Here is a 13352-nt window from a genome sequence, read left to right on the forward strand (position 1 = left end):
AGTAGTGCTACGGGGCCTTCGCCGGCGCCGGCTCCTCGGCGCGCTTGTCGATCACCTTGTCGACCAGGCCGAACTCCTTGGCGTCGTTCGCAGTGAGGAACTTATCGCGTTCCAGCGCATCCTCGATCGATTTGTAGGTCTGGCCGGTGTGCTTGACGTAGATCTCGTTGAGCCGCTTCTTCAGGTTCAGGATCTCCTGGGCGTGCAGCATGATGTCGGTTGCCTGGCCCTGGAAGCCGCCCGAGGGCTGGTGCACCATGATGCGCGCGTTCGGCAGCGAGAAGCGCATGTCCTTCTCGCCGGCGCAAAGCAGCAGCGAGCCCATCGAAGCCGCCTGACCGGTGCACAGGGTCGAGACCGGCGGGCGGATGAACTGCATGGTGTCGTAGATCGCAAGGCCCGACGTCACCACGCCGCCCGGCGAGTTGATGTACATCGAGATTTCCTTCTTCGGATTTTCCGCCTCGAGGAACAGGAGCTGCGCGACGATCAGCGTCGACATGCCGTCCTCGACCGGGCCGGTCACGAAGATGATGCGCTCCTTCAAGAGGCGCGAGAAAATGTCGTAGGCGCGCTCGCCACGGTTGGTCTGCTCGACCACCATGGGCACGAGGTTCATGTAGGTTTCAACCGGATCGCGCATGAGTCACCTAGGGTTTCGGAGACGGACATCGCCGGGCAGGCTTGCCAGCTTGGCTGGATTTGCCGGAAGGCGAATGGACGTCCTGTGATGCAGGAACTTGGGTAAGAAGCAGAAAGGCGTAGCGACAGATATAGCCCATTTCGCTTCTGACAAGTGCGCAGCGCATTAAGGCTTAATCCGTGGCGGCAGTTGAAGCTGATTCGCACAATGAGGCCCAGCCGGCCACCTGGCTAGCTGGGCCTCTTCGCTCATCATCCTTAATAGCGGACTATCTCAAACCCTTCAGGCCGCGGTCTTTTCCGCGTCGTCGTCCTTGTAGAGGTCCTCGCGCGAAACCTTCTTCTCGGTCACGTTAGCGAGCTCGAGGATGAAGTCGACCACCTTGTCCTCGTAGATCGGTGCACGAAGCTGGGCCAACGCCTGGGCGTTGTTGCGGTAGAAGTCCCAGACCTCCTTTTCGCGGCCGGGCATCGAGCGCGCGCGCTCGATCACGGCGCGGCCGACCTCGTCGTCGGTCACCGTGATCTTGTTCTTCTCGCCGATCTCGGAGAGCACCAGGCCAAGCCGCACGCGGCGATCGGCGATCTTGCGATACTCCTCCTTCGCCTTGTCCTCGGTGGTGTCCTCGTCGGCAAAGGTCTTGCCGGCGGAGTCCATCTCGGCCTTGACCGAGTTCCACATCAGGCTGAACTCCTCGTCCACCAGCGAGGGTGGCGCCTCGAAGCGATGCGCCTCGTCGAGGCGGTCGAGCAACGCGCGCTTGACGCGCTGGCGCGTGGCGGTGGCGAACTCGGCAACCAGGCGCTCGCGTGCGGCTTCCTTCAGCTTGTCCAGCGATTCCAGGCCGAGCGACTTGGCGAACTCGTCGTCGATCGCAAGGTCCTGCGGCGCCTCGATCAACGTCGCGGTAGTCTCGAACTCGGCCGGCTGCCCGGCGAGCTTGTCGTTCATGTAGTTCTTCGGGAACGACACCTTCAGCGTGCGCGTCTCACCCGCGCCGATGCCGATGAGCTGCTCCTCGAAGCCCGGAATGAAGGTGTTGGAGCCGATCAGGACCTGGATGCCCTCGCCGGTGCCGCCTTCGAAGATTTCGCCGTTGATGCGGCCCGTGAAGTTGATGGTAACGCGGTCGCCCGACTCGGCCTTGGTGCCCTCGCCCTTGGCGGCATAGGTGCGGTTGGAATCGGCGATGCGCTTGATCGCTTCGTCCACGTCGGAGTCGGAGACCTCGGCGACGGGCTTCTCGACCTCGAAGCTCTTGAAGTCGGCGAGCGCGATCGCCGGCACCACCTCGATGGCGACCGTGTAGGTCAGATCCGTCTTGCCGCTCAGCAGCTCCTCGACGTCCTTCTGCTCCGTCGGCATGGTGATTTTCGGCTCGGTCGCGAGACGGAAGCCGCGCTCGGAGAACAGCTGCGTGTTGGTGTCGCGGATGGTCTGGTCGATGGTCTCGGCCATCACCGAGCGGCCATAGACCTTCTTCAGGTGCGCGACCGGCACCTTGCCCGGACGGAAGCCGTTGATACGGACCTTGTCCTTGAGGTCGACGAGCTTGGCGCCGGCCTTGGCGTCGAGATCAGACGCGGGAACGCTGATCTTGAACTCGTGCTTCAAACCTTCCGAGAGGGTTTCTGTGACCTGCATGGCGTCCAATCTTCTTTTCGTTCGGCCCCGGCACGTCGCGCGCCGGGACGCTGTCGTTAATCGATCCGGCGCGAGGCAAACGCCTTCACGCCGGTGGTTCATCGGACCCGCTCCAGGCGGATGATCATCCGCGCGGAAGCAGGCCTCGTAATCCGTGCAAACGCGATAAGCGCTTGGTGCGGGCGGAGGGACTCGAACCCCCACAACTTTCGTCACTGGAACCTAAATCCAGCGCGTCTACCAGTTCCGCCACGCCCGCGTGAATTCGCATCAAGACCGGCCGCGATGCCGCGGGCGGCCGGGCTTATAGCATGTGCCTGACTGTTCGCAGCAAAAAAATGGCCTGATGGAGGCAAGCTTCAAGTAGGCACTGCGGCTGGACTTATCCAGCACGGCGTGGTCCGGATCGTGCCATGACAACGCGGATCCATGCTCCCCATCGGCGCGAGGTTTTGGCCGGCTTAGGGGCCTCGGCAGCCGGGCTGATCGTGGGCGGTGCAGGCCCATCCGTCACGGCCCAGCTCGCGCTGCAGGCGAGACCGGCAACGCTGGCTTTGAGACCGGGTCAGCCGGCTACACCAATCTGGGAGCTGGCCGCCGTAAGCCACCTCAGAGACGTGCGTCTCAAGCGTTTCGACCGCTGCCAGGTGGTCTTCAGCAACAACCTCCCTGTGCCGATTGCGCCAGTCTGGTACAGCCTCCACGCGCCGATGGCCGCCGACCCGCTTCGCGGCCGCGCCCCGGCAGCGCCGGATGCGACAGAAACATCAATTATTTCAGTGCCTAATGCAGGCACCCTGCTGGCCGACTTCCGCCTCTTCGAGCACCGCCTGCAGCAGCCCGCACGCGCGCTTCCGATCATCGTGGCCGAAACCGGCCCGGTCGCCGTCGATCGTGATGAGCTCCTGCTGATCCAGGAATGGCGCCTGCGGCCGGATGGCACCGCGGTCCCGCCGGGCCAGGACCCGAAGGACACGACGCCGCTTTACACAATCAACGGCAAGACTTCATTCGAACTCTCAGCTTCGGCGGGCGAGCGGCTGCGGCTACGCTTCATCAACGGCTCGCAACGCTCTGTTCTCGCAATCAAATTGGAAAACCACGAAGTCCGCGTGATGGCCCTCGACGGCCAGCCGGCCGAGCCGTTCCCCGCGCGCAACGGCGCGTTGGTGCTGGCCCCGGGTGCGCGGGCCGACGCCTTCGTGGATGCGGCCAGTTCGGCCCCGTTTATGCTGCATGACGGCAAGGCGGTGCGCCAGGTCGGACACCTGACTGTCTCCGGGAAGCTGGAGCGCGCTCCGCTGCCGCCGCCCCAACCGCTCCCGCCGAATGATCTGCCCGAGAAGCTCGAGCTGAGAGGCGCCCTGCGGTTCGATGTCGCGCTCGGTACGGCCGATGCCGGCTGGGCACGGCCCGCGACCTTCTCCACCGCCTCCGCCCCTGCCTTCCGCGCCAAGACCGGCCGCACTGTGGTCCTGGCGCTGCAGAACCCCGCCCCGGTCACCACCGTGTTTCACCTGCACGGCCACCATTTCCGGCTGCTCGACAAGCTCGACGACGGCTGGAAGCCCTATTGGCTCGACACGCTCGCGATCGAGCCTGGCCAGACCCAGCGCATCGCGTTCGCCGCGACCTCGCCCGGACGTTGGCTGATCGAATCCGTCGTGACCGACTGGGCCGCGCCGCGGCTGGTGCGCTGGTACGGGGTTGAGTGAACGTTCAGTATTCGATGCCCAGCGCGTCATAGATCCGCCGGTGCACGGCCGGCAGCGTCTCGGTCAGATCCTCCGCGATCAGGCCCGGCCCAGCTTCGCTTCCCGCCTCGCCATGCATCCAGACGCCGATGCTGGCGGCCTCGAACGCCGGCACGCCTTGCGCCAGGAGCCCGGCGATGATCCCGGACAGCACGTCGCCGGCGCCGGCCGTGGCGAGCCAGGGCGGCGCATTGGCGGCGATGGTGGCGCGGCCGTCGGGGGCGGCGATTGTGGTGTCCGGGCCCTTCAGCAGCACGACGGCGCCGCAGCGCTCGGCGGCGGCGCGGACGCGCTCGAGCTTGGAGCGGCCGGGATGCTTGTTGCTGAGGTCGGAGAACAGGCGCGGAAACTCGCCTTCGTGCGGGGTCAGCACCACCGCATTGTCCTGCGAGGACTTGATCGATTCGAACAGGCGCTCGGGGGTTGCGGCAAAGCTGGTCAGCGCATCCGCATCGAGCACCAGATGCCGCTGCGCGGTAAGCGCGGTGTGGACGAGATCGCAGGTGCGCTCACCGATGCCCGCACCGGGGCCGATGATGCAGGTGTTGTAGCGTTTGTCGCCGAGCAGCTCGCCGAACTCGATCGCGCTGTCGACGGGGCGAACCATCACCGCGGTGAGCGCGGCAGCATTGATTGCGAGCGCATCGCGCGGGCTCGCCAGCGTCACGAGGCCCGCGCCGGCGCGCAGCGCGCCGCGCGCGGCGAGCCGTGCCGCGCCGGTCGCGGCTGCATCGCCCGAGACCGCGAGCACGTGACCGCGCGCATATTTGTGGCCATCGATGCGCGGCACCGGAAAGGCCGCGCCCCAGAGATCCGGATCGTTCTCGAAGGTCTGCGGCGCGATCTCCTCCAGCACCTGCGCATCGATGCCGATGTCGGCAACGCGCACGCGGCCGCAATGCATGCGCCCGGGCAACAGCAGATGCGCCGGCTTCTTGCGGAAGAAGGTGACGGTCTCGGTGGCGTTCACCGCCACGCCCATCACGGCCGCGCTGGTGCCGTTGATGCCGCTCGGCAGGTCGACCGCCAGCACCGGGGCACCGTTGGCGTTGATCGCCTCGATCATGGCGCGCGCTTCGCCATCCACGGTGCGGCTGAGGCCGGCGCCGAACAGCGCATCGATGATCAGCGCAGGCCTGCCGATCGCCTGCGGGTTGAACGGCAGCACCGGGTGCTTCCAGCCGCGCGCGGCCGAGGCGGCATCGCCCTGGAGCTGGTCCCGCTCGCACATCAGGATCACCGAAACCTCGCGCCCCTGCGCGGCGAGCTCGGCCGCGGCCACGAAACCGTCCCCGCCATTGTTGCCGGGGCCGGCGACGATCAGGATCGGCCCCTCCTCCACCAGCGCATGGGCGGCCTCGGCGACCGCCTGGCCGGCGCTGAGCATCAGCTTGAAACCGGGCGTGCCGGCCGCGATGGCAAGCTGGTCGGCGCGCTGCATTTCGGCGTTGGTCAGAACTTCCATGCCACTTCCTAGTACAAACGCCTCTTGAACAGGCATCTTTTGCGCCGATCCGGCGGTGGGAACGTCGAAATGCACATATATTGAACCGTTTGCCTATTTTGCGGTCTTCGGTATTTTGTGCAGGTCGGCACCATCACTCAGAGATGCTCGTTAAAAGGCTGATAACGCTCCGATAATCAGGGCATTTGCAACTTGGCATAGACCCTGCTTTCGAGGAAGCCGCTTCGGTTCGTCGTGCTCACTGACATCTTGAAGGGCGTGGCCGGCCGTTGTTGCCGGACGGGTCAGGGATCCCGGCACAGAGAAGACAAGATCGTGCGTTGAGAAATGCGCGTCCTGACGAAGACGTTGCTATTGGATCGAAAGGCCGGGAGTCGCGCAGTGAAGAAAATCGAAGCCATCATCAAGCCATTCAAGCTCGACGAGGTGAAGGAAGCGCTTCAAGAAGTCGGTCTGCAGGGCATCACCGTCACCGAGGCCAAGGGCTTTGGCCGGCAGAAGGGTCACGCCGAACTTTACCGCGGCGCAGAATACATCGTCGACTTCCTGCCGAAGGTCAAAATCGAGATCGTGATCGGCGACGATCTGGTCGAGCGCGCCATCGACGCGATCCGCCGCGCCGCGCAGACCGGCCGCATCGGCGACGGCAAGATTTTCGTCTCCAACATCGAAGAGGCGATCCGCATCCGAACCGGCGAATCCGGGCTGGACGCTATCTGAACCGGGTGCTATCCCGCATTTTGCGACACTCTGACAAGAAATAAGGCTGCTTCGGCGGCCTGATTTCGTTTGTGCGGTCGCGCGCGAACTCGCCAAAAGCGAGAACAATCTTGCTCACCTGGAAACCGACCCGCAGAGCCATAAGGGGTATGCATGAAGACCGCCAAAGACGTCCTGAAATCGATCAAGGACAACGACGTGAAGTACGTCGACCTGCGCTTCACCGATCCGCGCGGCAAGTGGCAGCACGTCACGTTCGACGTCAGCATGATCGATGAAGACATCTTCGCCGAAGGGACGATGTTCGACGGCTCCTCGATTGCCGGCTGGAAGGCGATCAACGAGTCCGACATGTGCCTGATGCCCGATCCGGTGACCGCGACGATCGACCCGTTCTTCGCCGAGACCACCATGGTCATCACCTGCGACGTGCTCGAGCCGACCACCGGCGAGCCCTACAACCGCGACCCCCGCGGCATCGCCAAGAAGGCCGAGGCGATGGTGAAGTCGATGGGCGTGGGCGACGCCGTGTTCGTCGGCCCCGAAGCCGAGTTCTTCGTGTTCGACGACGTGCGCTTCTCCTCCACCCCCTACAACACCGGTTTCCGCCTCGACTCCTCGGAGCTGCCGACCAACTCCGACACCGAATATGAAGGCGGCAATCTCGGCCACCGCGTCCGCACCAAGGGCGGCTATTTCCCGGTGCCGCCGCAGGACTCGGTGCAGGACATGCGCTCGGAGATGCTGGGCGCCATGGCCAAGATGGGCGTCAAGGTCGAGAAGCATCACCACGAGGTCGCTTCCGCCCAGCACGAGCTCGGCATGAAGTTCGACACGCTGACGCTGATGGCCGACCACATCCAGATCTACAAATACTGCATCCACCAGGTCGCGCACATCTACGGCAAGACCGCCACCTTCATGCCGAAGCCGGTCTACGGCGACAACGGCTCGGGCATGCACGTGCACCAGTCGATCTGGAAGGACGGCAAGCCGGTGTTTGCCGGCAACAAATACGCCGACCTGTCGGAGACCTGCCTCCACTATATCGGCGGCATCATCAAGCACGCCAAGGCGATCAACGCCTTCACCAACCCGTCGACCAACTCCTACAAGCGTCTGGTCCCGGGCTATGAGGCCCCCGTGCTGCTCGCCTATTCCGCGCGCAACCGCTCGGCGTCGTGCCGCATCCCCTACACCGCGTCGCCGAAGGCCAAGCGCGTCGAGGTGCGCTTCCCCGATCCGCTCGCCAATCCCTATCTCGGCTTCGCCGCGATGCTGATGGCCGGCCTCGACGGCATCAAGAACAAGATGGATCCGGGTCCGGCGATGGACAAGGACCTCTACGATTTGCCGAAGGAAGAGCTGAAGCAGATCCCGACCGTGTGCGGCTCGCTTCGCGAGGCGCTCGAAAACCTCGACAAGGACCGCGCCTTCCTCAAGGCCGGCGGCGTGTTCGACGACGACTTCATCGACGCCTATATCGAGCTGAAGATGACCGAGGTCGAGCGCTTCGAGATGACCCCGCACCCGGTCGAGTTCGACATGTACTATTCGGGCTAAGCGGTCCGAACTATCCGCGACAAGCAAAAGGCGCTTCCGGAAGGAGGCGCCTTTTCGTTTGAGGAGGCTCGACAGCTACCACGTCGCCGTGAACGCCCGCTGCAGCTCGGTCGGAGCCGTGGCGCCCGCTCGCGATCAGCACCTCGCCGCCTTCTGTTACGGGTTGTTTGGTCGCGGCATCAAATGGTCGAGCAGGCCGGTGGGGAGCGGAAACACCACGGTTGACGAGCGTTCACCGGCGATGTCGTGCAGAGCTGCGAAGTAACGCAGCTGCATTGCCTGAGGCTCTTGCGCCAGGATCCGGCCGGCTTCGACGAGCTTTTCGGCGGCCTGCTGCTCGCCCATCGCATTGATCACCTTGGCTCGCCGCAAGCGCTCCGCCTCGGCCTGTTTGGCGATCGCGCGAACCATGGTTTCGTTGATATCGACGTCCTTGATCTCTATGCCGGTGACCTTGATGCCCCAGACGTCAGTCTGCTTGTCGAGGATCTCCTGGATATCGGCGTTCAACCTGTCGCGCTCGGCAAGCATCTCGTCGAGCTCATGCTTGCCGAGCACCGAACGCAACGTGGTCTGGGCGAGCTGGCTGGTCGCCGCCATGTAGTCGCCGACCTTGATGATGGCGCGCTCGGGGTCGACGATGCGGAAGTACAGGACGGCGTTGACCTTGACGGAGACGTTGTCCCGCGAAATCACGTCCTGCGGCGGCACCACCTGCACCATCACCCGCAGATCGACCTTGACGAGTTGCTGCACGATCGGGATGAGGAGTATCAGGCCCGGGCCCTTCACACCGGTAAAGCGGCCGAGCGTGAAGACGACGCCGCGCTCGTATTCGCGCAGGATTCGAATGGCCTGGGATAGAAACACGATGACAAGCAGCGCAAGCGCCGCATACGTCAGATATTCCAGCGTCATGATGTACCTCCCTCGCCTGTCCGAGCGGGTGTGCGGCGTATCAGCAGCGTCAGGTCGACGACATTGGCGACCTCTACCGTCTCTCCGGGCTTGAAGGTTTCGGCGCCGCGCGCCTGCCAGCGCTCACCATGGGCGAAGACATGACCTTCGTTCCCGTTCCAGTCGAGAACCTCGGCGGGCAAGCCGCGCATGGCCTGTGCGCCGACCAGCGCAGGAGCTTTGCGGACGCGCCGAAGTGAGCCAAGCACGATCAGAACAAAACCGCTGAACACGACCGCAGTGGTGCCGATCACCCACCAGGACAGTTGGTATCCAGGCGCCTCGCTCCTGAAGAGCATCATTGCTCCCAGCACGAAAGAGATGATCCCGCCGAAGCCGACCACCACGGTCGGGTTGAAGGCTTCGACGGTGAGAAGCACGAGTCCCACCAGCATCAGGGCGAGGCCGGCATAGTTGATCGGCAGCAAATTGAGCGCATAGAGGCCGATCAGCAGACATATCGCGCCGATAACTCCGGGGGCGACGGCTCCGGGAGACATGAACTCGAAGATCAGGCCGTAGATGCCGACCATCAGGAGAATGAACGCCACGTTCGGGTTGGTGATGACCGCCAGGAACCGGGATATCTGTCCGGGCTCGATGGCTTCGACGACAGCATCCTTTGTTGCGAGGCGTTGCGTCTTGCCGCCTGCGAGCTCCACCACACGGCCATCAACCTGCCGCAGCAATTCAGCCTGATCGCGCGCGACGAGATCGATGGCATGTGCCTCCAGCGCGCCGTTGGCGGAGAGTGTTGCGGCCTCGCGGACCGCCCTCTCCGCCCACTCCGCATTGCGGTTGCGCAGCTCGGCGAGGCTTCGGATGAAGGCGACGGCATCGTTCGTGGCCTTCGCCGTCATCGCGTCCTTCGGCTCATCCTTCTTGTCTTTGCCATCCTTGTCGGGTGTGCCGCTCGGCAGGCCCGGCAGCGGTCCGCCAATCTGGACCGGCGTCGCCGCACCGATGTTGGTACCTGGTGCCATCGCCGCGATGTGGGTCGCGTAAAGGATATAGGTCCCCGCACTCGCCGCGTGGGCCCCGGAGGGAGCGACGTAGCCAATGACAGGGACGTGCGAGGCGAGCACATCAGCGATGATCTCGCGCATGCTGGAATTGAGCCCGCCGGGCGTGTTCATCCTCAGAAGCACGACCTCGGCGCGCCGTTCGCTCGCCATGGCCAAAGCCTCCCGGACGTAGCTGGCTGACGCCGGGCCAATCGCCCCGTCGATCGAAACAACAAGGGCTACGCGCTTGCTCTCCTCCGCTGAGCTGGGAAGGAGGCAGCAACTCAAAGCCACGACGGTGATCGCCGCAACGAGGGCCGCCTTCATGGTCTGCACGGCACGGGCTCCCTTGCAGAGCATATGGTATTGTTCTCATGAACCTCAATGCTGCGCGTGGAGATCAACATTGCGATTGTGCAACGCAATGGGAATGCCCATGCAGGATTGCCGACGCGCTCGGCCTCGGCGAGCGTACGTTGAACCGAAAATTCCAGGACTCACGCACGAGCCGCCGCAATCCTTCATCATGCGCAGCCGTGTCGAGCACGCGCGCACCCCGCTGGAATCGACGACGCAGCCGATCAAGACGATCGCGCGCGCTGCCGGCTATGAGGATGAGAGCAGCTTCCGCAAGCTGACACTGATGTCACGCAATCCTATCGTGCGCGACGGATGGAGCGGGCGGTGTGAGGCTGATGCCGGTGGCATGACCGATGGACGCAGTCCGGTCGCGGCGCTCTCGCTGGGCACAGCCTGAGCGCATCTACGATTCAACACGGTAGAGAAATTTTGCGCCACGGAGCGGCCATCAGCTTTCGTTCTGCATCTGACTCCAATTCGTTCTCGAAGAACAAATCAGAGCCGCAAAAACCAGGACGGAGCAATTCCTACTGATTGGTTTACTCCGTCGGAAATTCGGGATGCACCTTGGATAAACAGTCCTCGTAGGGCGGATTAGCCGAAGGCGTAATCCGCCTACTGCGTGCGACGCTCACGCACGTTCGCCAAAGTTACCATCCGCGTTGCTATCTCCTGCCCAATCCGCCGGAAACAGTCCGGCCTCGACATCTCGGTGAAATGACGAATGCGGCCAATCCAACACGCGGGTCACATATCCGTGCTTGACTGGGTTGATGTAGCAATACTCGATATGGCGTGCATAGTCGGGTTTCGTCGCGGATGAGGTGCTCCCAGAACCGGTTCTGCCATACGCCACGCTCCCGTCTTGCGATCTGTACAGCGGTTAAAGGCTCTGTCTTCGGCAGGGACTTCGCGAAGCGCATTTTGATCAATCTCCACCGCATCGAAAAGTCGGCATCGCCGCGGGGAAGCGTCCAGACCGCATGAAGGTGGTCCGGAAGCACGACAAACGCATCGATAGTGAACGAATAGTCCCGACGGGTCGCTGCAAGGGCCGCGCGCAGCGCTGCGATGTGCTCGACGAGCAGCCGCTGCCTACGATCATGAAGATTGACCGTGAAGAACCAGCAGCCACCTGGAACAAATGCACGGCGATAGTTCGGCATTGCAGCTGCCCCATGAACTAAAGATGGCGGATTACGCCTTCGGCTAATCCGCCCTACTCAGTCCAAGCCGAGTGCGCAACGTGGCAGAAGCTGGATTCCCGGCTCTGCGCGGCAACGCTCCGCGTTGCAGCTGGTCCGGGACACGACCGCGGCTACGCCCCCGCCTTCTGCCTTGTCACCAGCGCCTCGCCGAAGGCCTCGAACAGCTTGCGGTTGATCGGATTGTGCTGCGGGTCGTACTCCGCGTGCCATTGCACGCCGAGGGCAAAGCTCGGGGCTTCCGCGATGCGGATCGCCTCGATGGTGCCGTCCTCGGCGATGCCTTCGATCAGCACGCGCTTGCCGGGATCGAGAATGCCCTGTCCGTGCAGCGAATTGACCCGGATCTTCTCGCAGCCGAGGATCGTGGCGAAGGCGCCGCCGGGCGTCAGCTCGACGTCGTGACGGTCGGCGAACACCACGGTCGGATCGGGATGGATCTCGCCGTTCTCGAGCCGGGGCATGCGGTGGTTCATGCGGCCGGGGATCTCGCGGATCTCGGGATGCAGCGAGCCGCCGAAGGCGACGTTCATCTCCTGCAGGCCGCGGCAAATGCCGAACAGCGGAATGCCGCGGGCGACGCAGGCGACCGAAAGGGCCAGCGCGACCTCGTCGCGGTGGATGTCGTACGGCTCGTGCTTCTCGCAGGGATCGACGTTGAAGCGGGTCGGGTGAACGTTGGCCCGGGCCCCTGTGAGGATGATGCCGTCGACGGTATCGAGCAGCGCCGGGATATCCGTGATGTCGGGGGCTCCAGCGAACATCAACGGCAAGCCGCCGGAGACTTCGGCCACGGCGCGCAGGTTTCGCTCGCCAACCATCTGGACCTGAAATCGATTCTCGACGCGATAGGAATTCCCGATCACGCCGACGACCGGCTTTCTCATCTGTCGTTCCGCGCCTCCCGATAAGAAGATTCCCCAAAGATGCCCCTCCGATGGAACAAATTCAACAGAGGGGATCGCGGGACGGCAATGCTATTTTCGCGCAAATGCCTCCCGGGCGTCCAACCCGCCCTCCACGGGCAGACCCGCGGCCCTCAGCGCAATTGCCGCTGTCTCGCCCGGCGCGGTCAGCCAGGGAAGCTTGGCCTCGATTCCGCGCGTCACGGGCTCCCCGAGCACGCCTCCGAAGTCGATCGGCCAGAACCCGTTGGGCACCACCTCGGCGGAGAAGCCGCGGATCGCATAGCCCTCGCCCAGGATTGCCTCTGCCTTGTCGCTGGCGACAAGGCGCGCGGTGTTGGGATCCCTGAGATCGCCAAAGCTCACGAGCACGGGGATGAGCTCTCCTTGCACCGGGACAATGCCGGTCTGCCGGCTCATGTCCTTGAACGACACCCGGCTGCCGCGCGCGGCGCCATAGGCGCGGAGCGCCACATAGTTGATGTCGTCGAGGTCGAGCTTGGCGCCCTGCTGGTGCGCCAGCAAGACCACGATGTTCTTGCCTTGGCCGAGATCGACGAACACGGCCTCCCCGCGCGTCGTGGTGCGGCCGCTGCGGTTATAGTTGCGATCGGGCACGACAGCGAGAATGGCCGACCCGGTCTTGATCCCGGCGGGCGTCGTCACCTCGACCGTTAGGCGGTATTTGTGGTCCGGCCGGTTGATCCGGATCTGGTCGCCGCCTACGAGCAAAGCCAACAGCCCGAGCAGACCGGCCCACTTGCTGATAACGCCCAAGCGCCCCTCACTTCCTTTTCGCCACCGCTCTGCACCGTTCGCGCGGCAGCGTCAAACCGGCGCGTTGCCGCTCTTGATCTCGGGGCTATCGCATTTGAGGGGGCTTTTCCCTGCAGTCATCCTTCGAGGCGCCCGCTTTAGGCGGGCTCCTCAGGATGAGGGCGGAGTGCGTGGCTACAGTTTCAACAGGCACTGATCCAGATTAGCCTCATCCTGAGGAGGCGCGTAAGCGCCGTCTCGAAGGACGAGGCGTGCGCGCAGGCCGCCGCCAAAAGTGATCTGCGATAGCCCTGCTCTTGATCGGAAGCGTGATTGTCGAAAGAGTGCCCCCATTGCAGCCACCAAAGACAGGATA

Annotated in this window: 11 protein-coding genes, 1 tRNA gene and 1 pseudogene; 4 read left to right on the plus strand and 9 right to left on the minus strand. The window is 63.8% G+C overall.

Features of this window, described 5'->3' with window-relative positions; all coding sequences use genetic code 11:
- Positions 1 to 7 precede the first annotated feature (7 nt).
- The 3 genes from N2605_RS18860 to N2605_RS18870 all read right to left on the minus strand — a co-directional run bounded on the left by N2605_RS18860 (position 8) and on the right by N2605_RS18870 (position 2546).
- A complete protein-coding gene (locus tag N2605_RS18860; protein WP_025036638.1) occupies positions 8 to 643 on the minus strand; it encodes an ATP-dependent Clp protease proteolytic subunit in 636 nt (211 codons plus the stop codon).
- Between the two features lie 282 nt (positions 644 to 925).
- Complete coding sequence (gene tig / locus N2605_RS18865; RefSeq protein WP_260342048.1) at positions 926 to 2287, minus strand: trigger factor; 1362 nt, start codon at positions 2285 to 2287, stop codon at positions 926 to 928.
- 174 nt (positions 2288 to 2461) lie between these two features.
- Positions 2462 to 2546 (minus strand) — tRNA-Leu (locus N2605_RS18870).
- 154 nt (positions 2547 to 2700) lie between these two features.
- On the opposite strand from N2605_RS18870, the gene N2605_RS18875 reads away from it, so the two are divergent.
- Positions 2701 to 4002, plus strand: coding sequence for a multicopper oxidase family protein (locus N2605_RS18875; RefSeq protein ID WP_260342049.1), 1302 nt, complete (start codon positions 2701 to 2703; stop codon positions 4000 to 4002).
- Between the two features lie 4 nt (positions 4003 to 4006).
- Here the strand turns inward: N2605_RS18875 and N2605_RS18880 are convergent, their stop codons facing one another.
- Positions 4007 to 5506 carry an NAD(P)H-hydrate dehydratase gene (locus N2605_RS18880; RefSeq protein ID WP_225156941.1) on the minus strand — a complete coding sequence of 500 codons (1500 nt, stop codon included), beginning with the start codon at positions 5504 to 5506 and terminating at the stop codon, positions 4007 to 4009.
- Positions 5507 to 5887: 381 nt separating this feature from the next.
- Between N2605_RS18880 and N2605_RS18885 the strand changes: the two genes are divergently transcribed.
- Both N2605_RS18885 and glnA read left to right on the plus strand, forming a co-directional pair.
- Entirely contained in the window at positions 5888 to 6226 is a 339-nt protein-coding gene (locus N2605_RS18885; protein ID WP_007603495.1) for a P-II family nitrogen regulator, read from the plus strand.
- Between the two features lie 153 nt (positions 6227 to 6379).
- Positions 6380 to 7789 carry a type I glutamate--ammonia ligase gene (glnA, locus tag N2605_RS18890; RefSeq protein ID WP_036010292.1) on the plus strand — a complete coding sequence of 470 codons (1410 nt, stop codon included), beginning with the start codon at positions 6380 to 6382 and terminating at the stop codon, positions 7787 to 7789.
- A 156-nt stretch (positions 7790 to 7945) separates the two neighbouring features.
- Here the strand turns inward: glnA and N2605_RS18895 are convergent, their stop codons facing one another.
- Positions 7946 to 8707 (minus strand): slipin family protein, encoded by a 762-nt coding sequence (locus N2605_RS18895; protein ID WP_036025384.1) that lies wholly within the window; start codon positions 8705 to 8707, stop codon positions 7946 to 7948.
- Complete coding sequence (locus tag N2605_RS18900) at positions 8704 to 10086, minus strand: NfeD family protein (protein ID WP_260342050.1); 1383 nt, start codon at positions 10084 to 10086, stop codon at positions 8704 to 8706. Before N2605_RS18900 ends, N2605_RS18895 begins: the two co-directional genes overlap by 4 nt.
- A gap of 190 nt (positions 10087 to 10276) precedes the next feature.
- Between N2605_RS18900 and N2605_RS18905 the strand changes: the two genes are divergently transcribed.
- Complete coding sequence (locus N2605_RS18905) at positions 10277 to 10507, plus strand: hypothetical protein (protein WP_036025386.1); 231 nt, start codon at positions 10277 to 10279, stop codon at positions 10505 to 10507.
- Between the two features lie 234 nt (positions 10508 to 10741).
- Here N2605_RS18905 and N2605_RS18910 read toward each other — a convergent pair.
- The 3 genes and pseudogenes from N2605_RS18910 to N2605_RS18920 form a co-directional block, all read right to left on the minus strand.
- Positions 10742 to 11276: pseudogene (locus tag N2605_RS18910) on the minus strand (REP-associated tyrosine transposase).
- A gap of 152 nt (positions 11277 to 11428) precedes the next feature.
- Complete coding sequence (locus N2605_RS18915; RefSeq protein WP_260342051.1) at positions 11429 to 12202, minus strand: gamma-glutamyl-gamma-aminobutyrate hydrolase family protein; 774 nt, start codon at positions 12200 to 12202, stop codon at positions 11429 to 11431.
- 90 nt (positions 12203 to 12292) lie between these two features.
- Positions 12293 to 12997 (minus strand): hypothetical protein, encoded by a 705-nt coding sequence (locus N2605_RS18920; RefSeq protein ID WP_109143560.1) that lies wholly within the window; start codon positions 12995 to 12997, stop codon positions 12293 to 12295.
- Positions 12998 to 13352: the final 355 nt, after the last annotated feature.

The sequence above is a fragment of the Bradyrhizobium yuanmingense genome (assembly GCF_025200905.1).
In the GTDB taxonomy this organism is placed as follows: domain Bacteria; phylum Pseudomonadota; class Alphaproteobacteria; order Rhizobiales; family Xanthobacteraceae; genus Bradyrhizobium; species Bradyrhizobium yuanmingense.

What these genes read in the sequence shown, in the direction of transcription:
- glnA (WP_036010292.1), top strand. Translation starts at nt 6,380, where the DNA reads ATGAAGACCGCCAAAGACGTCCTGAAATCGATCAAGGACAACGACGTG.
- N2605_RS18860 (WP_025036638.1), bottom strand. Translation starts at nt 643, where the DNA reads ATGCGCGATCCGGTTGAAACCTACATGAACCTCGTGCCCATGGTGGTC.
- tig (WP_260342048.1), bottom strand. Translation starts at nt 2,287, where the DNA reads ATGCAGGTCACAGAAACCCTCTCGGAAGGTTTGAAGCACGAGTTCAAG.
- N2605_RS18895 (WP_036025384.1), bottom strand. Translation starts at nt 8,707, where the DNA reads ATGACGCTGGAATATCTGACGTATGCGGCGCTTGCGCTGCTTGTCATC.
- N2605_RS18880 (WP_225156941.1), bottom strand. Translation starts at nt 5,506, where the DNA reads ATGGAAGTTCTGACCAACGCCGAAATGCAGCGCGCCGACCAGCTTGCC.
- N2605_RS18915 (WP_260342051.1), bottom strand. Translation starts at nt 12,202, where the DNA reads ATGAGAAAGCCGGTCGTCGGCGTGATCGGGAATTCCTATCGCGTCGAG.
- N2605_RS18875 (WP_260342049.1), top strand. Translation starts at nt 2,701, where the DNA reads ATGACAACGCGGATCCATGCTCCCCATCGGCGCGAGGTTTTGGCCGGC.
- N2605_RS18905 (WP_036025386.1), top strand. Translation starts at nt 10,277, where the DNA reads ATGCGCAGCCGTGTCGAGCACGCGCGCACCCCGCTGGAATCGACGACG.